General features: G+C 66.3%; 16 protein-coding genes. 5 read left to right on the top strand and 11 right to left on the bottom strand.

The features are described 5' to 3' along the window. Positions 1-12 precede the first annotated feature (12 nt). The 4 genes from FR742_RS30300 to drmA form a co-directional block, all read right to left on the bottom strand. Positions 13-1578 (bottom strand): serine/threonine-protein kinase, encoded by a 1566-nt coding sequence (locus tag FR742_RS30300; RefSeq protein WP_222709086.1) that lies wholly within the window; start codon positions 1576-1578, stop codon positions 13-15. 107 nt (positions 1579-1685) lie between these two features. After that, positions 1686-2453, bottom strand: coding sequence for a DISARM system phospholipase D-like protein DrmC (gene drmC, locus FR742_RS30295; RefSeq protein WP_148034101.1), 768 nt, complete (start codon positions 2451-2453; stop codon positions 1686-1688). Continuing rightward, positions 2450-4363: a DUF1998 domain-containing protein gene (gene drmB / locus FR742_RS30290; RefSeq protein WP_148034100.1), complete on the bottom strand. Its 1914-nt coding sequence runs from the start codon at positions 4361-4363 to the stop codon at positions 2450-2452. The genes drmC and drmB overlap by 4 nt, the downstream gene beginning before the upstream one ends. Next, complete coding sequence (drmA, locus tag FR742_RS30285; RefSeq protein ID WP_148034099.1) at positions 4363-8295, bottom strand: DISARM system helicase DrmA; 3933 nt, start codon at positions 8293-8295, stop codon at positions 4363-4365. The genes drmB and drmA overlap by 1 nt, the downstream gene beginning before the upstream one ends. Before the next feature lie 232 nt (positions 8296-8527). Between drmA and FR742_RS30280 the strand changes: the two genes are divergently transcribed. Both FR742_RS30280 and FR742_RS30275 read left to right on the top strand, forming a co-directional pair. Continuing rightward, the gene (locus FR742_RS30280) at positions 8528-8896 is read left to right on the top strand and encodes a transposase (RefSeq protein ID WP_148028988.1); all 369 of its coding nucleotides are present in this window, start codon (positions 8528-8530) and stop codon (positions 8894-8896) included. Next, complete coding sequence (locus FR742_RS30275; RefSeq protein WP_148028989.1) at positions 8893-9816, top strand: IS3 family transposase; 924 nt, start codon at positions 8893-8895, stop codon at positions 9814-9816. Before FR742_RS30280 ends, FR742_RS30275 begins: the two co-directional genes overlap by 4 nt. Here FR742_RS30275 and FR742_RS30270 read toward each other — a convergent pair. From FR742_RS30270 to FR742_RS30255, 4 genes are all read right to left on the bottom strand, one after another. Further along, complete coding sequence (locus FR742_RS30270; protein WP_222709085.1) at positions 9759-10190, bottom strand: hypothetical protein; 432 nt, start codon at positions 10188-10190, stop codon at positions 9759-9761. The genes FR742_RS30275 and FR742_RS30270 overlap by 58 nt on opposite strands. A gap of 138 nt (positions 10191-10328) precedes the next feature. Further along, positions 10329-11168: an IS3 family transposase gene (locus FR742_RS30265; RefSeq protein ID WP_148034098.1), complete on the bottom strand. Its 840-nt coding sequence runs from the start codon at positions 11166-11168 to the stop codon at positions 10329-10331. Next, entirely contained in the window at positions 11165-11458 is a 294-nt protein-coding gene (locus tag FR742_RS30260; RefSeq protein ID WP_148034097.1) for a transposase, read from the bottom strand. Before FR742_RS30260 ends, FR742_RS30265 begins: the two co-directional genes overlap by 4 nt. A 33-nt stretch (positions 11459-11491) precedes the next feature. Continuing rightward, the gene (locus tag FR742_RS30255) at positions 11492-11983 is read right to left on the bottom strand and encodes a hypothetical protein (RefSeq protein ID WP_187281364.1); all 492 of its coding nucleotides are present in this window, start codon (positions 11981-11983) and stop codon (positions 11492-11494) included. A gap of 596 nt (positions 11984-12579) precedes the next feature. Between FR742_RS30255 and FR742_RS30250 the strand changes: the two genes are divergently transcribed. Continuing rightward, complete coding sequence (locus tag FR742_RS30250) at positions 12580-14226, top strand: hypothetical protein (protein WP_148034096.1); 1647 nt, start codon at positions 12580-12582, stop codon at positions 14224-14226. Between the two features lie 306 nt (positions 14227-14532). Here the strand turns inward: FR742_RS30250 and FR742_RS30245 are convergent, their stop codons facing one another. The 3 genes from FR742_RS30245 to FR742_RS30235 all read right to left on the bottom strand — a co-directional run bounded on the left by FR742_RS30245 (position 14533) and on the right by FR742_RS30235 (position 16353). Next, complete coding sequence (locus FR742_RS30245; RefSeq protein ID WP_148034095.1) at positions 14533-15645, bottom strand: winged helix DNA-binding domain-containing protein; 1113 nt, start codon at positions 15643-15645, stop codon at positions 14533-14535. Between the two features lie 145 nt (positions 15646-15790). Then, entirely contained in the window at positions 15791-16144 is a 354-nt protein-coding gene (locus FR742_RS30240; RefSeq protein WP_148034094.1) for a hypothetical protein, read from the bottom strand. After that, positions 16117-16353, bottom strand: coding sequence for a hypothetical protein (locus FR742_RS30235; protein WP_148034093.1), 237 nt, complete (start codon positions 16351-16353; stop codon positions 16117-16119). The genes FR742_RS30240 and FR742_RS30235 overlap by 28 nt, the downstream gene beginning before the upstream one ends. 388 nt (positions 16354-16741) lie before the next feature. Here FR742_RS30235 and FR742_RS30230 point away from each other — a divergent pair, with 388 nt between their 5' ends. Together FR742_RS30230 and FR742_RS30225 are read left to right on the top strand one after the other, a co-directional pair. Continuing rightward, positions 16742-17062, top strand: coding sequence for a type II toxin-antitoxin system RelE/ParE family toxin (locus FR742_RS30230; RefSeq protein ID WP_261808892.1), 321 nt, complete (start codon positions 16742-16744; stop codon positions 17060-17062). Between the two features lie 56 nt (positions 17063-17118). After that, a complete protein-coding gene (locus FR742_RS30225; protein WP_148034091.1) occupies positions 17119-18231 on the top strand; it encodes a helix-turn-helix domain-containing protein in 1113 nt (370 codons plus the stop codon). The last annotated feature ends 82 nt before the right edge of the window (positions 18232-18313 follow it).

Raw genomic sequence — 18313 nt, 5'->3', positions numbered from 1 at the left:
ATCGCTCGACCTTCAATGTAAGCCGAATTGACCCCGTGTTTCGGGCGGCTGTCGAATAGCCTGGAGCCCCAGGCCGTCCTTCTGTTCGGCCAGTTCTTCGAGTATTTCCCGGACCTTGCCGACGTTCGGGTGCCGGGAGCCATAGCGGCGCTCCAGATCGGGCAGCAGGTCGCGGAGAGACTCGCCCGCTCGCGTACGATCGCCAGAGCCCAGCTCCAACAGCCCGATGCGACGCCGCAGGTCGAGGATGCGTTCCTCGTCCACGCCGAACCGTTCTTCGTCCTGCAGCAGCCGACGGAGCTGGGTGAGCGCGAGACCGATGTCGCCCAGCGCGGCACGGCAGTTCGCCTCCATCAAGCGGAACCGCAGGACGTGGTCGTCGTCTGGCCCCTTACGCTGCGTCAGATCCGCTATCAGCCGCTGGAATTCGGATGCGGCGCGCCGGTAATCGCCACCGAGGAACAACACGTCGGTCAGCTCGATGCGCAATTGGAGCGCTTCGTCATGTTCTGGTCCTAGGGAGTGCACCGCCGCTTCCACCGCATTCGACAGCACCTCTGCGGCCTGTCTGAAGCGAGATTCGGCTTTGAGGACGCTGCTCTCCTTCCGGGCTCGGGCTATTTTGTCCTGTGGCTGGTACGGGGGTACGGATGACGACTCCGGCACCGGAGCCTTCGCCGGGGTCTGGGTGGTTTCCTCGCTCGGTGTCTTCTCGCCTGACGTCCCGATACGCCCGATGACGGCCGCGTACATGAGCACGGGGTGCGAGGCATCGACTGCTACGAAGTCTGGCAGGGGAGGCAGGCCACAGCAGAAGGGCAGCAACCGCTCGTACGCGACAACGGCATTGGGTGGCCGCTGGGAAGGGTTCTTCGCCAGCAGCCAGAGGACGAGCCTTTCGAGCTCTTCGGGGACGTCCGCCCGCAGCGCCCTCAGCGGCTGTGGTGCATCGTCCACGTGTCTGCGCATGGAGGCCAGCGGTGTCTCACCGGCGAACTGGTTCGTCCCGGTGAGCAGCTCGCGCAGGATGACGCCGAGGGAGTAAAGGTCGGTCTGCGGGCTCACGGTGCCGCTCATCGCCTGTTCGGGGGCCATGTATTCGGCTGTGCCGACCACGATGCCGGTCGCGGTGAGTCGTGTAGCGGTGGGGGAGAGCGCGGCGGCGACCCCGAAGTCGAGCACTTTGACGGTGCCGTTCTGGCAGAGCATGAGGTTGGCGGGTTTGAGATCGCGGTGCACCAGAGACTCCGCATGGGCGACAGCCAGGACCGAGCACACTTGGGTGGCGATCGCCGCAGCCCAGCCGATCGGCACCTGCTCGACCTCGTCGAGCAGGTAGCTCACTGGGGAACCCTTGACGAGCTGCATGACCAAATACAGGTTGTCTCCCTCGGTGCCGCAGTCGTAGACCGCGGGCACTCCCGGGTGTTCCAGGCGGGCGGTCGTCCGGGACTCGCGGACGAAGCGTTTGGTCAGCTCGGAGTCGGGGGCGCCGCCTGACAGCCGGTCCACCCGGATGAATTTGATCGCCACGGGCCGGTCCAGCCGTTTGTCGTATCCGAACCAGACTTCCCCCATCCCGCCCTTCCTGCAGGAGAGCGGGTCGAGCTCGTAACGACCGGCGACGATCCTGCCCCTTGCCACAGCGCCTCGCTCTCCGCGGAAGTATCAAGGTCATTTACGGCTCAACTCAGGCGTCGCAGCACGCTGCGGGCGCGCAGCCGGGCGACATGCTCTGCCGCCCGCTGCGGCGCCGGGCCGCCCCGGACCAGCAGCCCGGCCTCGATGTTCCTGGAGACACCCGACTGGGTCAGGTTGGCGCTGGAAACCAGCAGCACCCGCTGGTCGGCGACCGCAAGCTTCGCGTGCATCTTCGCGCCCTGCTCCGCGCGCTCGTCCGCCGGCCAGTGCCATAACTCCAGACCTGGCAATCCGGTGAACGCGTGCGCAGGCTCGGCACCGTTCAGAGCCGACCCCGCACCTTGCAGGGTCTCGACGACCACCATCACCGACACTCCACGTTCGAGCGCTCGGGCCAGCGCGTCGAGCAGCGGCTGGTACGCCGTGGCCGAGTAGGTCATGATGACCAGCTCGTGCGATGCCTCGCCCGCCACGTCGACGAGCACCTGCGCGGTGGATCGGACGGGTACGGCATGCGTGGCCGGCCCGGTCCACACCGACTCGACCGTGGTAGTGGCCCGATGCCGCTCGTAGCCGGAAGCCACCCCATGGAGGTAGATCGCCGTCTCGCCGTTGGGCATGCCGAGGGCCAGTTGCGCGGACAGGACGCGTCGCGCGACATCGGGGAAGTCCGGCTGCGGCACCGCGTTGGCGATCCCGGACGCCGGGCCGCCTTCGGCGATCCGGTCGGCCAGCGTCCGCAGGTGCACCGGGCCGAGGCGCTCCACCGCGTCCGCTGCGACCGCCTCGAAGCGGGAGTGGACGCTGCTCACGGCAGGTCGCGATAGAGGGCCAGGGCCGGATCGTCGATCGGCACGACGAATCTGCGATCCAGGAATCGGTTGCCACGCTCGCAGGTGGTCTCCGAGACGAACAGGCACACGTGGCAGGCCGCGCCGTGCAGGAAGTCCTCCGGCTTGCGGGGCAGCCGTTCGGCACACAGGGGATCGGAGGAGCAGCTCCTGGCCTCGGCGAGCGCGCGGCGGGTCAGCCGCACCAGTTCGTCGGGTTCGGCGAGAGACACCAGGCCGCCCAGGGTGCCCTCGGCGTCCGGCACGGCCGTGTAGATCAGGATCCCGCTGCGCGGGTCGTCCTCCGTGCCCGCGTAGATCCGCTCGGCCAGGCTGGCCGAGTTGTAACCGCATTCGAGCGCGATCGTACGGATCAACAGGTGTGACAGCGTGTGCAGTGCGTAGTAACGAGGTAGCGGCCAGTGGTTGTAGCGAGTCTCCTCGTTGAAGGGCTGGCCGGTGCGAGCCGAGTGGCGGTATTCGCGGAACCGGCCGTACGCCTCCTTGTGCAGCAGCAGGGCCTCCGAACGCTCTACCTGTTCCTCCCAGCGGGCGAGGAGGTCGTCGGGCAGGCGCAGGAAGATGCCTTCGCCTCGCACCTCGCTCGCCGGCACCCAGGTCGGCTTCGATCGGGCGAGCGGCACCCGCTTCACGAGCGTCGGGTCCTCCGGGTCGGGGGCGTCGAGCCGGGTGAAGCCGATCACCGCACGCACTTCCCGCAGCCGCTCGACCTGGAGGACGTCCGAGTAGAAGCCCTTGAGCAGCGGCGGCACCGGCTCGTCCGGGTCGCGATGGGCGGTGAAGTCGTCGCTCGGCGGGGGCAGGTGCGCGCTGGAGAAAATCTCCCACTCGGGTGTGAGCAGGTCGGGGTACTCGTCGACCTCATGATCCTGCCCGGTGGCCTCCTCCATGCGGTACCGCTCGATGGCCGCCCACAGCTCCTCGTCGCCCCACTTCTCGAACTCGAAGGACAGCGGCGGCATCGAGCGCATGAACGGCAGCATGCCGGGGTCCTGCACGTGCTGGAGGTTGCCCCAGAACTTCGCCACCTGGGCGTCGAGCTCGCTCCCCCCCGTCTTCGGCACGGCGAGAGCCGAGAGGGTCTGCGCGAACCACTGGTTGGACGCGCCCACCACGAGCACATGCGGCTGCTTCGGACAGCCGGTGAACGTGCCGAGATGCGGATGGCGTCCCCGGCAGCGGGGAAGCCGCTCCCGGCCTCGCCTGCCCATCGCCTCCCTGATGTTCCGCTCGGCCTTGCAGCGCTGGCAGACGATGCGCACGTTCGCGCCGATGTTCCCGCCCCGGTCCTCCATCAGCAGGTTCGGCTTGGCCGCGACGGAGCAGGGCGCGCCGTGGTGCACGAACTCCAGGTACGGGAAGTCGTCCAGGTGCCCGTCCGTGCAGGCGAGGACGAAGCGGGCGCCGACCACGAGGCGTTTCCGGTTTCCCTTGCCGCATTGGTGGAAGAACCGCGCCTCGTGCGGCTTGTTCGGCTTGTCGTTCTCGAACTCGAACGCCTTGGAGTCGATACGGGCCAGCAGGTTGCAGGCGGTGCACCGCATCCACCCCGGGAAGGGGACGACGGGCACGCCGGTCCTGGCCGCCTCGCCGTTCGGGTTGGTGTCGGTGCCGGGCAGCCAGGGCGCGGGCCGCAGCTCACGGACCGTCTTGCTCAGCAGCTTCTGCACGGCCGCCAGCAGCCGCGGCTCGGTGATGAGCGCGGAATTCCTCTCGGGGTCCTCGGACGCCTTGTACTGCCAGTCGTCGAGGCCCTTCACCAGCACGGAAAAGTTGGGCAGGTCGACGAGGGAGCCGACGCCGGAGGTGAACATCAGATGGCTGGGCCGGACCGCCCCGACCCGGCGGCGGTAGAGGGAGAACTCCGCCATCACTTGCCCTTTCCGTCCAGGGTGGATACGCCCATCTCGTCGCCCACCGGCTCGTCGGTCTCAGCCGGTCCGGCAGGGAACCCCCACTCCGGCGCGTTCACGGGCCCGAGGAAGATCTCCCCGCCGCCCGGCAGCAGCAGGTTCACCTCGTTCTCCGTCTCCCGCATCGAGTTGCCGACCGTCAGGGCGTCCCACGGGCCGTTGCCGGCCCGATGGATGAGACCGTCCACGATCTCCTTGGCGTTGCCCTTCTTCCGCTCGTAGCCGAGCCGTGCCGGGCTGTCCTTGGCCGCGTTCCACAGGTCGATCAGGGTCTTGAGCCGCTCGTCGAGAGCCTGCCTGCCGCGCGGGCCGCCGGCCACCTCCGCCCGTCGCAGAAAACGGTCGATGATCCGGCCGACCAGGTCGCCGTCGAGTGCCACGTCCTCCGCGTCGCGGTTGCGCGAGTGCGTCTCCTCGAGGTTCCGTACGGCCGCGACGAACGCTCCGGTCGTGCCCCGGTCCAGGGCACGGGCGGTGTACGGAGTGACCGACAGCGCCTCCACCTGCCGGTAGAACGTGGCGTGGTAGTGCTCGAAATCCTCGTAATGGGCGAGGTCACGCGGCCGGGACCAGTTGTAGAGCGTGACGACGAGACCTGGGCGGGACGCATCACGGCCGACCCGGGAGGACGCCTGGATGTACTCGGCCGTGTTCTTCGGCTGGCCCGTCACCACCATCAGCCCGAACCGGGACACGTCGACGCCCACCTGGAGCATCGACGTGGCGAGCACGACGTCGACCGGCGGCCTGGCGCTGCGCCGAAGGCTGCGCAGAGCGCGATACCGCTCGGCGAGCGGGTGCGCCCTTCGGCGCTTCGCCTCGTCCTTCTCCTTCATGACGTCGGCGATCTCCGCCCGGCACGCTTGCAGGCGGCGTGAGGTATCCAGCTCCGGGTCGAATCCAAGCTCGAGCTGCTTGAGCACGTCGCTGATGTCTCCGGAGGAGATGCGTGAGGTGAGCTCGACGATGGTCAGCAGGTCCGTACGGCTGAGCAGCCGCTCGGACAGGCCCTTGCTCCTGCCGTGCGTCCTGATCCGGGTGGTGACGTCGTCGTCCAGGTAGCGCCGCATCCCCGCGAGCTCGCGCGTCGCGTTGAAGTAGCCGACGAGCGTCATGTAGGGGTCGGCGGGATCGCCGTACCGGTCGAACAGCGTCTTCCCGGCCAGCAGGAGGATCTCGGCGAGCCGGATCTCGGCGGACTTCATGCGCACGCCGTGCGCGCACACGCCGAGGTAGCGCCGCCCGGGGTTCTCCCTGGTGATGGGGACCTGCCGGGAGAAGAACGTGTCGGTCACGTCGATGACCTGCGGCGGGAACACGGCGAGCTCCCGGCCGAAGATGCCGAGCACCTGCCGGTCGGCCCGCTTGGTCGTCGCGGTGGACGCGATGATCTTAGGACCGGTTGGCCTGCCGGCGGCGTCCCAGGTGCACAGCTCGTTCACCGCCGCCTCGAAGAGGCCGACCACGGTGCCGAGCGCTCCGGAGATCAGGTGCAGCTCGTCCTGGATGATCAGATCCGGCGGGCGGAGCCGGACGACCGGGCGGCTCTCCACCTTCGGCAGACGGCCCTTGGCGTTGTGTCTGCCGCCACAGCCGATCAGGTCGTCCATGTCGTCGTGCCGGTAGCCGTGCCGGGGGCAACGCCGGCTCACCCGGCCGAACAGGTGACCGGCGAAGCCACGCCAGGGGAGCTGCGCCAGCTTGTCGACGGTCGCGATGACGAGGCTCGGCACCAGCCGATAGATCTCCTCGTCCACGGTGAGGATCGGCAGTCCCTCGCGCCGCGCGTACGCCTCGTCGTCCGTTGCCACGCCGGGCAGCGCGCGCAGCATGCGGTCCTCACCGAGGCGCGAGAACGGGCACGGCTCGGCGTCGCCCTCGCTGCCGCGCCCGCAGTAGAGCAGCACGCGGCGGCGTTCCTCGTCGATGTCGAGATTGACGCCCGCGATGAGCTTCTCCCCGCACCAGGGGCAGGACAGCGTCTGCAGGACGTTGGTCTTGCGACTGTCAGGAGATTCCTTGGCCTCCTGGATCTGGTCTTTGGCCTCGACGAACCAGTTCGGCGAGACGGCACTGCCCACCCACAGGCCGATGCGGAACGGCTCCTCGCCCCACGTCTCCGGCGCCTCGCGGCGCAGCACCTCGCAGGCGCACACCAGCGCGGCGGCCCGCTGGAACTGCTGGGCGGTGAGCAGCCGGAGCGTGTAGCGCATCAGCACCGCCACGCCGTCCAGCCCGCTGCGCGCCTCCCCTCCCGAGCCGACGACCTTCTGCAGCCGCCGGATCGCGAAGGTGTACGCGGTGAGCCCGAGGTACGCCTCCGTCTTGCCGCCACCGGTCGGGAAGAACAGCAGGTCGACCGTGGCTGTGTGGTCGGCGGTCCGCTCCGGGTGGGCCGGGTCGGTCAGCGAGGGCAGGTTGAGCAGCATGAACGCGAGCTGGAACGGCCGCCAGCTCGCCGCCCTCACCCCTTGTGTCTCCACCTCCGCCATGGCCTGGTCGAAGGTGAGCCCCTGCTCGTCGCGGAGCTTGCCCACGGCCGTACGGCGCCGCTGCAGCGCCATGGCCTCGTTGGCGAACCTGAACGCCGCGAGCGCCTGCTCGTGCCGTTCCGACGTGCTGTCGGTGATCAGGCCGATGCCGGTCCGGATGCGTTCGGCGGCTTTGCGCGCCTTCCCCACCGCGACGACGGCCGCCTCGCGCAGCGGCTCGGGCAGCGTGGGTATCTCCCGCTCCTGGTCGTCCAGCCAGGCCGAGTAGCCGTCCGCCAGCGGCGCCAGCCCGGTCGCGAGCGCTTCCGGCGAGGCCTGCGCCAGGGCGTCCATGGACAGTTCCACTGCGGCGAGTGCCGTACCTGCCCCGACCGGAGCGACGGTCGCCGGCACGTCGTGGAACGGCAGCCAGGTGGTGCGCAGCTTGGTGGCCCGGCGCTCATCGGGAGCCACCTCGGCGTGCACCGCCACGTTGCGGCCGACCGCGTACCTGCGCTCGTCGCGGTAGAGCAGCCGCAGGTGCTTGTCCTCCAGGTCGGCCTCGTCACCCTCGCCACTCTCCCGGGTGCCGTCCACCGGGTCGTCGATCGGGAGGAAGACCTGCGCGGGCGCGCCGGGCGGAGCCGTCACGACGAGCTCGGCCTGGAACAGCCAGGCGGTGTCCGAGATGCTGTCCGGCTCGACCTGCTGGTTGATCAGGGTCAGCTCGACGACGCGTCGGCCGTCACCCTGAGGCCGCACGGTCACTGCCAGCAGGACGCCGGGGTCATCGGCACGTTCCATTGTGAGGAGGATCTTCTGCGCCGGCTGGTCGAGCCGGACGGGTCCGGGGTGCTCGACCTGTTTCCGGGCCCAGACCCGGGTGGTCTGCTGCCGGCCCTTGGCGTTCTCCACCTGGGTTTCCACCCTGGCGTATTCGCCCCAGCGGGCAGTGACCGCGAGTTCGTCGAGGTCGGCCGGGACGGCGAACGACATGCCCATCGAGGACGCCCACAGGCGGCCGAGGTTCTGCGGGGTGAGCACCTGCGGCAGCTCGCTCTCGCCGCCGTCGCCCTCCGCACCGATCTCGGTCTCCGGCAGCTCGCCGGCATCCTCGGCGACCCGTTTCGGCGACGGCTTCGGACCCAGCATGCCGACCAGATAGCGGTCGCGCGGCCCATGCGACCCCAGCGGCAACTCCTCGAAGTCGCCGTCGTACGGCCCGAGCAAGTCACGCTCGACCAGTTCCTGGAACGCGTCCCTGACTGCGAACGACGTGACCGGCGGAAAGTCCTGCGGCACGTCCAGCGGATGTTGCGCCTCGATCCCCGGCGGGCCGGCGGCCTGCGCCTCCTCGCCACCGAACAGATCGCCCTGGTCGGCTCCCGCTGGGAACAGCTTCTCCTGCCGATCGAACACGTGGCGGTGTCCTTCCTCGACTGACCGTTAGCGCCACGCTAGTTGTTCTTGGGCGGCATCTGAACGAGGAGTAACCAGATCGTAAGCGCCTACCTCTTTCACGAGAGCGTCATAGCGAGAGCCAAGGCATGCCGTAGAGGAACATTCGTGGTCCTACCGGCGCTCACTCAGCCTTTCTCGTCATCTGGGCTTCCCCTCGTAACGTGGAGACCGAACCAGGAAAGGTTTGGTCGTGGCAGGAGTCACGAGGCGTCGCTTTGATCCGGAGTTCCGGGCTGGGGCGGTGAGGATCGTCAGGGAGACCGGCAAGCCCGTCGCGCACGTCGCGCGGGATCTGGGCATCAACGAGTACACGCTGTACAACTGGGTGCAGATGGACCGGCTCGCGGCAGGGCAGGCCGGTGGCGACAGCGGAGGCGGGACGCTGAAGGAGTCGGCGGAGGAGGAGCTGGCGCGGCTGCGGCGGGAGAAGGCCGAGTTGGCCCGGCAGCACGCCAAGGAGAAGGCGGCCTGGGAGAAGGAACGCGCGGAGCTGGAGGACGAGCGTGATGTCCTCAAGCGTTCCGTGGTCTTGTGGGTGAAAGAGGCGATGGGCCGGTGAGCGTGGCGGCCTTCATCTGCTCCCAGAAGACCGACTACGGCATCGACCACGCGATCTCCTGCCGGGCGCTGGAGGTCTCCCAGTCGTGGTTCTACAAGTGGAAGAACCGCATCGGGGCGAATTCGCCGACCGCCCGCCAGCAGCGGCGGGCCCGGTTAGATGCGGAGATCAAGCGCCTGTTCGCGGCCTCGGGCGGTACGTACGGCTCACCGCGGATCACCCAGGACCTGCACGAGGCGGGCTGGCGTGTGTCAGAGAACACCGTGGCCAGGCGGATGGCCGAACTCGGCTTGGCTGGGCGGGCGCCGAAGAAGCCTCGTTCGCTGACCCGGCAGGGCAAGCGGCCGGCCGCGCCGGATCTGGTGCGGCGGAAGTTCACCGCGGTCGCTCCGGACGTGCTGTGGGTCGGCGACGTCACAATGATCCACACCGATGAGGGGCCACTGTACTTGGCCTCGGTGGAGGATCTGTTCTCCCGTCGGCTGCTGGGCTACGCCATGTCCGAGCATCACGACGCGGCGCTGACGGTCGCCTCGCTGCAGATGGCGGTCGCCACCAGGGGCGGCGACGTGGACGGGGTGATCTTCCATTCGGACCGCGGGTCGGAGTACACCGCTGCCCGCTACCAGGCCGAATGCCGCAAGCACGGGGTGGTGCAGTCCATGGGCCGGGTCGGGTGCGCGCTCGACAACGGGGCTGCCGAGTCGCTCAACAGCACGCTGAAGGTCGAGTTTGTGCACCGTCACCACTTCCGTACCAGGGCGGAGGCCCGGCTGAAGATCGCGACCTGGATCGCGGACTTCTACAACGTCAAGCGGAGGCACAGCGCCAACGACGGGCTGCCGCCTGTCACATTCGAGCGTCAGATGATCGAGACGAGGCAAGCATCATCGGCCCTGGTGAGGGCCGCTGTGGCATAGGACCGTCTCCACGGTTTGAGGGGATTGACACTCAATCCGAGACGATGCCCGTCCAACTCCCCCAGAGACGCGTCCAGAACCCGGTCAAGTTCAAGCACGGCGATCGCGTCTTGCAACTGGAAGCAGCGAGCCAACACAGCGAGCCACTCCTGTCCTTTGGACTCTGCTTCTCTGGCCGCCTTGGCAAGACCACCGAAATTGGTCATGCCCTCCAGCTTCTCCGCGAGCGAGTCGAGTTGACGCAACGCATACGCCTGGGTTTCTGCGATCGTCACCGGCGCGGTCTGTATCTTCGACCAGGTAACTTCGTCGACCCGGCCCCTCGTCTCTCGGATGGTCATGGCCTCCTCGATGACGAAGCCCACTCCGATCATGGGGCCAACACGCCGTCCTTCTGGGCGCGCAGCACATCGTTGAGGAGCCCGGGCAATTCCGGACACAGTCCCAAATGCAAATATATGCGTGACTCTATCACGCGGCCTGTCTATCCTCAAACCATTCATCAAGGACTTCTAGTGGCGCGCGATAACCAAGCGCGGAGTGAAGTCGCCGAGCATTGTAGAACCCCTCGATGTACTTGATACGGCCCGGCGCGCCTCGGCCCGGGTGCCGAACTTCCGATGGTGGACCAGCTCGGTCTTGAGCTTCCCGAAGAATGATTCCGCCATCGCGTTGTCGAAGCAAATACCGGTTCTTCCGACCGAGCGACGGATACCGTGCGCCGCCAGCTGCTGACCGAACTCGAACGAAGTATACTGACTTCCTCGATCCGAATGAAACACTGCGCCTTCGGGAAACTCCAGCCGTCCGGCAGTCATATCGATCGCCGCGCCCACCAAGCTCGCAGGATACCGCGTGTCCATCGACCAGCCAATCACCGATTTCGAGAAACAGTCGATGACGGTCGCCAGAAAAAGCGCCCCTTCGCCAGTATCAATCTGCGTGATATCGCCCACCATCTTCTCGCCTGGTGCGCGCGCGGTGAAGTCCCGTCCGACCAGGTCAGGGATCGGCCCGGCCGCCGCGTCCGCCACCGTCAGGCTCCTGCGCTTCTTGACCTGCACCGGGACCAGCCCCATCGCGTTCATCAGCAGCCGCACCGTTTCGTCATCGCACTCGACACCCCGACGAGCTAACTCGGCGTGCACTCGTCGATATCCGTAAGTCCGCTCCGAGCGGATGAATTCATCGCGGATCCGCTTCTTGAGCATCTCGCGCCGCCGTGCCCGAGCCGACGGCGGCCGATCGCGCCATTCGTAATACCCGGACGTTGACACACCGAGCAGCCGGCACATCATCGCGATGTCGAAGTTGGCCTTCTCCGCACGTATCAGGGCGAACTTCTCGCTCACCCTTGATCCTTCGCGAAGTAGGCCGCCGCTTTTTTTAGGAAGGCGATCTCGTTTTCGAGTTCCTTGTTTCGGCGCTCCAGCTCTGCGAGGCGGGCTCGGTCGACCGAGTCGCGCGCCTCTGTCGTGCTACCCTTACGCTTTTCCTTCTCGGCATTCACCCAATTGCGGATCGTTTCCGCAACGAGGTTGTATGCGCGAGCGGCCTGCGCGACCGTGTGATTTCCATCCAACACGTATGACGCGACTTCGGACCGCAACTCGGGAGAGTACTGCCTGGGCTTCTTCGACACTGACCCTTACCTTCCGGACTTCCAGAACCCTACTTAGGTCCGTGTCCGGATGTCAGCGGGCACCCCATCGTCGACCTTCTCCTCGATCGTGGCGAGATAGCCGGTGATCTCGTTCATGGTGAGCTGCATCGCAACCTGCGCCATGATCCCTGCAGCAGTAGCAAGAAGCGCAGGGTTGGGCGCAATCGATCCAGGCCCCTTCCTGATCTGGAGCCATGACTTGATCGAGCCCGGCCGCCCCACCATGGCATGGCTGACGCCTGGCGTCTTGCTTTCCATTAGCCCGAATCTCTCAACAAGCTGCGCGGACTCCTTGGTCAGCTTCACCCAGCGACCTGAGTTGGCGGCAATCTCGGAACCTGCCTGTGCGACTCCGGCCCCGGCGCGGAGAACAGATCCGAGCCGTTGCAGTCCGAGGTCCTTCGACGGCAGCCCCTCAGAGTCCAGGAAGCGTTCGACAGCGGTCGGATTCCCGATGACTGCCAGGCCATCACCATCACAGATCAGTTGAACCTCGTCATTCATCACCGACTCCTGAACCGTGGGCAGGGAAAAGTGGCTTTTCGCCGGAGTCGGGTGCGCGCGACGATCCCCGGTTTGGGTCGAGGATGGGAGCTCCTGCGCTCATCGTCCGACGGAGGACTTCGACGTGCCCACGCTACCTTCGACGCCCCTGGTTTGCCGCGTTCTGCCACCTCAGCGAGCTCGAATAGAAAGCCGTTGGGCAGCGCGTATAGACAAAGGCATTTTAGCCGTGATGTCCCAGTTCGCCCCAAAACCCGCAGGTCTGGACACCAAAGGCAGCCAACGAGCTGTACGAGCGATTCGTGATGAATTCGACGCATTTTGCGATGTTTAGGAGGTGCTGAACGCCGTCCGCCGAGGCTGTCAAACGGGTGAGTAACCAAGTGGCACGAACCCTAGCGGAAACAGCGCATCGCCACGGACTCGTATCGCAAGGTGGACGAGGCATGCCTGTAGCCGGACGTCCTCAACCCCGGACAGGTCACCTCGCCTCGCAGAATGAGGTCATCACCTGAGGTAGTAGATCTCTGCAAGGGGAACGCTTAGAGACTGACTTGGTCAGCTCGCGTTGAACCCGTGGAGGTGTTGTGCAGCGGATGCAGGAGTTACGCGACATTCAGATTGAACGGTTGTACGAGCAGGGGATGAGCCAGCGGGAGATCGCTGAGCTGTACGGCCTGACCGCTCCGCGCGTAAATCAGATTCTGCAGGGGGTGGCTGCACCGAGGCCGCGCCATCGTAGGCCTCCCATCGAACACCTGCAGGAAGCCGTCGCCGCCTTCACCTCCGAATACAAGGACACGATCGCGATGCTCGCGGCCTGCGGCACGTCCCGTGCCGAAGTCATCGCTCGCTTCCAGGTAATCCTGCCCGACGTTGACATCACTATCGTTGGCAAGGGTATTGGCGCCAGCAATGCTGTCTTTGCACACTGGCACGCGCGCGACGCGGAGCTCTTTTCTGCGAGGGTCACCGAGGCTGCGGTCTGGTACCTACTGGGTCGAAGCCTCAACCTGGCTGGTAACTCCAAGGTCGCACTTGAAGCGGATGACTTCGAGGAGGCGTGGGAGGTCGCGGCAGCACTCGAGGAGCAGGGGGTACCCCGCCCCGACGTCGCATCAGTGCTGTGCCTCATCGCAGCCGCGCGTGCCTTTCGCCGCGATAGCCCCGATGTGACGATCACAAGGAAGCGCTACGACAAGTTACGTCTCCAAGCTATCAATGAGTGGAATTTGCCGGCGGCCACAAGGCCCGTTCTCTGGCCTCCAACAGGTCTTACAGTAATAAATCGGCTCGGCGAGGGGTACTGGACGGACGCCCTGCGCAACATCGGCCTCAATATCAACTCGAAGGGCCGTAGCCGTGGTCCCTTGAAGTATCGAGATGAGGACTACGAGTCAGCGATCTCCGACTACTTCGACTACTCAGAGACTCATGGCCATGTGCCGAGCATTGAGGGATACCAGAGGTGGGTCGACTCTGAGGGCCGAGCTGGATATGACAGACCGTCCTGGGGAGCCGTCCGGATCCGCTACAAGACTTGGAGCAACGTCCGCTGGGCCGCTGACAGGCCTCCACATGGGCAAAGGGCTTCGAAAGTCAACCGAATACCGCATAGCACTCGCGCTCTCCACGATGCACAGAGCGAATGGAAGCGCTTCGTTGAGGAGCTTGCTGCCATCCCGCAAACCAAGGCATCAGCTTTCGTAAAAAACTTCCTGCGCTCTTACACAGAGGAGTTCGAGTTCCGGCGAAGGGCCTGGCTGCGGGCAGTGGTAGCTGCCGACTCCACTGCAGCGACACGCCTTCTGGAAGGAAACTCTCTGTCCAAGAAGCAGCATCTCGCACTGATAGAAGGGTCACCAGCGGAAGTTCTGACCGATAGATATATTGATGGCTTGGGCGGAGGGGACCCGCGTATCAACGATGGCTGGGTTTCGCCGGACGCCCAAGCAGAGCTAGATGCTGTGCCTGACCGGGTAGCCTTACAATACAAGGTTCTAAGAGAAACCCGAAACTACTTCACACACACCTCGAACGAATCTCGGCAGCGCCTTCAGGCTGCGATAGATGCCCTTGCCGCCCTGGATTCTCGGTTTACGATGAACCAAGCACTCACTATCCGGATCCTCTCTGATTGGCTGCGGGCTAAGGACCTCCAGCGGCTGCGCATACTATGCAGCTCCGTCCAAGAACTCTGGCGTGCTATGGTCGTCGGCGAAACGCTCATGAACATCCGATGACTCCCATTGGTTAGGATATAAGCAGGTTATGCACGATGGGGGCCACGTCGCCCTCAGCTTGTTCTTTATCCTCCGGATCACGGTCCGCGGTTCTGCGGCGGTCGGCGTCGAGCAGTTGTCGCATGGTCGGAGGGGGAAAGCGCGGCGTTCCGACAATGTCCGGTCATCACGGCTCTTCACCTTCCCTACCAGATTGTTCGCCGCCCTTCCCCAGAGATGACCTGGGCTGGTGACAGGGGTGTTCCTCGGCTTTTCGCCTACCAACACCACGGCCGCGGCCAGACGCCGCAGAGTTCGGCCGGCGGGTCACGGCCAGCGCACCTCCAGGGCGAGTTCCATGAACTGCGCGTACTGCTCGAACGCCCGCTCGACCTCCGCCCGGTCGCTTCCGCTGAGTGGGGCGAGCGACTGTACGGCAATCCGTACCCGGCTCTTCGTGAGGGTGCGTTTCCAGGTGGCCACGACCCGGCCGGCCCGCACCACGGTGGCTTGGAAGACCCCGTTGCTACCGGGGATGATGGCTGCCTTGTGCTCGTCGGCGACCATGAGCGAGCGGTCTTTGTAGCCCAGCAGGTATTCGTCGAACCCCGGCAGCACGAGCACCTCGTCGTCGCCGGCCGGGGGAGGGGCGGTGTCGAGGAGCGCGGCGTCGAGGTACGTCTCCACGCCGTCGACGATCACCCGGGCCAGCGCGTCGCCGGCCACGGCGATGCCGCGTTTGGCGTCGGCTGCGGTCAGGCCGGTCCAGCCGGCGAAGTCCTGCCTTGTGGTGGGCCCGCGGCCGCGGAAGTAGCGCAGGGCGATGGTGCCCAGCGCCTCGTCGCGCTCCGGCCGGTGCGGGTCGGGGACCCACTCGTCGAGCAGCACGAAGCTCTGCTCGTTGCCGATGTTGGGGGCGATGCACAGCAGGCCGCGCTGGCTGGCGTACCACAGCAGGTGATAGCCACGCTGGCCGCTGGTGTCGATGCCCTTGCCGGCCAGCACGGCCAGGCACTCCGACCGGCTCAGCCGCCCGCCGCCGGCCAGGGCCGCGCCCAGCACCTCCATGGCCTGCACGGCGGTCTCCTCCGAGAGGCCGAGCTGCTCGCGTCGTTTCGCTGCGCCGTTCAGCACTCGGACGCCCATCAGTTCGACCATCCAGCGGGCGTCGCGGGACGGGACGAAATGGATGGTGCCGCGCATCGGCCAGGTGCGCAGCGCCTCACGCCGCTCCAGCGCGGCGGTGACGTCGGCGGCAGTGTGTCCAGGCAGTCGCGCGCCGAACGACCACAGACCGCTGGCCAGGTCTTGCGCCTGCATCGCCCCGAGCCAGGTCACCACCTCGGCCACGCCCGTCGCCCGCCCGGCGCCACCGGGCGACGCCCGCAGCAGCAGGCTGGACATCCGCAGGTCGAGCACCTGTTGGGGAGTAAGTTCCACTGATTAACCGTATCCCCCGCCGCCGACAATCCGCCTGTCGTCCCGCGGGGGAGGGGTGTGCGGGCGGGCGGCCTGAACCCCTGGGTGTACGTCAGGCCGCCCGCGGCCCCGCCGGCCGGGTTCGATCCCCGACCGGCGGGGCGGCTCATCGGGCCTGGCCGGCGAGCAGGCGGCGCCACCATTCGAACGCCTCCTCGCGGCGCCACCGCTCGGCCGTCCAGGCCACGGGTGGCACGCCCCGGCGGGGAAGGGTCCGGCGGCGGATCTGGTAGACGCCTGCGCAGGAGACCAACTCGTAGGCGGTCATCCCGCAGGAGCAGGTGTACGCGACGACCCGGCCGGGTCCGACGCCTTGCTCGATCCACCGCAGCGCCGTACGCCCTGAGCGCGGCACGGCCGGATGCGGCGAGATCCCCGGGCAGTCCTCGTCCGTGAGGACATCGAGTGGAGCGAGAACGACGGCGGAGCCGGTCACCGCGTTGTCCGTACGATCCGGCACTTCTGCTCGGCGATGCTCTCCTGCTCCGCGATGACCTGGCACAGCCCTACCAGGTCGTCGGCGTCGACCGTACGGTGCGCGCCCGCGTCCTCGACGGCCCGAGGGAACGGTCGCTCGCGCGTCGCCCAAAACCGTCCGGCGTCGCTGCGCATGATCCGCCACCCGGCGAACACCGGACGAGCGGCGACTACAGCCCTATCGTGTGTCATGGGTCAGGACCACCATCCTGATCAAGGGGTCCGTACGGCGGTTCCAGCGCCTACGGACCCCGGCTTCGATCGCGTCACCTCCGATTACAACAGTGAGTAATTCTGTGATCACAGGTGCGATCGGGGGACACTAAGGGTGGTCAGCACGTCCCCAGGCTTGACGGGGAGGTGCTCGCGATGGCGACTGCACTTCCGGCACGGGCCGTGCGGCTGTGCCGCCGTGATGCCCAGTTGCTTCCGGCCTCCGCCAAGGATTTCCTTCTCATTATTCACACTTGGTAGCCATTCGGGCACGCTTTGTGTGCAAATCTATGGCGCTTCCAGTACGGTGATGCCATCTTTACCTCCTAGGTAAATCTCGCAGGTGGGAGGCGCAGGTAGGTTGGAGGTGTACTACGAGGATGCGAAGTTCAGGAAGAGGTGTGAGTCCGACAGGGAGCGGCGCCGTCACTTTGGGCATGACCGTGCCATCGCTTTGGCGAGGCGTATTCAGCACTTCCAGCAGGCCGAGACGCTCGATGACGTGCGTCATCTCGGCGGCCGGTGCGAGGAGCTGACGGGGGACCGGAAGGGGCAGCTATCCGTTCGGATCGACGCCAACTACCGACTCATTTTCGAGCCTGAGGAGTGGATCGCGGACGATCATGGCTCGCTCGATTGGACGGCCATCACTTCGGTCGTGCTCATCGAGATCGTGGACTACCACTGACGCCGGCATCAGCGGGCTGAACGACAAGCGGTACAACACCGTGGGGAGGGAGAGCAATGGCCAGGGCCAAGACCACGCGCACGCTGTACGCGGCTGGAGATCTCGACTACGCGGTGCCGCCGGGGGAGACCCTGCGGGAGCTTCTCGAAGAGAAGGGGATGACTCAGCGTGAGCTGGCCGAGCGGGTCGGTTTGTCCCCGAAGCATGTCAACCAGTTGATCCACGGACTCGTACGCCTCACCCCCGAGGTGGCGGAATCGCTGGAACGAGTAGTCGGGACGCCGGCGAAGCTCTGGAACCGGCTTGAGGCGGACTACCAGTCCACACGGGCACGGCTGCGCTCCGCCAGAGATCTGGAGCAACACGCCGGATGGCTCAAGGAACTTCCGGTGTCCGAGCTGGTGAAGCGCAAGATCCTCCCTGAAGGGCCGAGCGACAAGATTTCGCGTATCGATCAGCTTCTCGCCTTCTTCTCCGTCGCCTCGGTCGATGTGTGGCGAGACCTGTACGAGCAACCGGCGGCGTGCGCGTTCAGAAAGTCGAAGGTCCAGGACTCGAAGCTCGGCCCCTTGGCCACGTGGCTGCGCCTCGGCGAGATCGAGGCGCGGGAGATGCTGTGCGGCTCGTTCGACGCGACCGCTCTTCGGGCCTCGCTCCCTGAGCTGCGGTCCCTTACCGTGCTGCCCGCCCAGGAGTTCCGGCCGCGGCTGCAGAAGATTTGCTCTGCCAGCGGTGTCGCCGTCGTCTTCACCGAGGAAGTCAAGGGTGCGCGCGTGAGCGGTGTCACGCGCAAGATCGGAACCAAGCGCGTAATCCAGCTCAGCCAGCGCTACCGCACCGATGATCAGCTCTGGTTCAGCTTCTTCCACGAGATCCACCATGTTCTGAACGGTGACGACGAGATGCGTATCGAGATCGCGGGCAGAACCGACATCGAAGACCCGAAAGAGCTGGAAGCGGACCGGTTCTCAGCGGACACCCTCATACCGCCTCAGTACGCTTCCCGACTGGCCGGGCTGACTTCGAAGGCGGCGGTGCGAGCCTTCGCCGAGGAGATCGGCATCGCTCCAGGGATAGTCGTTGGACGCCTGCAACGAGAACACCCCCGGCGATGGCCCTACAGGAACGGGAACGACCTCAAGCGCAAGCTGGATCTGCTCGAAACGTAGTAACAACCGGCACGAGCCGGGACCGGCTGACCGCGCCTCTCCGGTCCCGATAGCACGACCACGACGCCCCCACGTCTGACAG

The sequence above is a fragment of the Nonomuraea sp. C10 genome (assembly GCF_008017515.1).
GTDB classification, from domain to species: Bacteria; Actinomycetota; Actinomycetes; order Streptosporangiales; family Streptosporangiaceae; genus Nonomuraea; species Nonomuraea ferruginea.
Note: the sequence above shows the minus strand (reverse complement) of the source record. Positions and strands in the feature narration are given on the sequence as shown.

Excerpts from the sequence above, each read along its gene's own strand:
- FR742_RS30300 (WP_222709086.1), bottom strand. The coding sequence starts at position 1,578 with ATGGGGGAAGTCTGGTTCGGATACGACAAACGGCTGGACCGGCCCGTG.
- drmB (WP_148034100.1), bottom strand. The coding sequence starts at position 4,363 with ATGGCGGAGTTCTCCCTCTACCGCCGCCGGGTCGGGGCGGTCCGGCCC.
- FR742_RS30270 (WP_222709085.1), bottom strand. The coding sequence starts at position 10,190 with ATGATCGGAGTGGGCTTCGTCATCGAGGAGGCCATGACCATCCGAGAG.
- FR742_RS30255 (WP_187281364.1), bottom strand. The coding sequence starts at position 11,983 with ATGAATGACGAGGTTCAACTGATCTGTGATGGTGATGGCCTGGCAGTC.
- FR742_RS30250 (WP_148034096.1), top strand. The coding sequence starts at position 12,580 with ATGCAGGAGTTACGCGACATTCAGATTGAACGGTTGTACGAGCAGGGG.
- FR742_RS30235 (WP_148034093.1), bottom strand. The coding sequence starts at position 16,353 with ATGACACACGATAGGGCTGTAGTCGCCGCTCGTCCGGTGTTCGCCGGG.
- FR742_RS30225 (WP_148034091.1), top strand. The coding sequence starts at position 17,119 with ATGGCCAGGGCCAAGACCACGCGCACGCTGTACGCGGCTGGAGATCTC.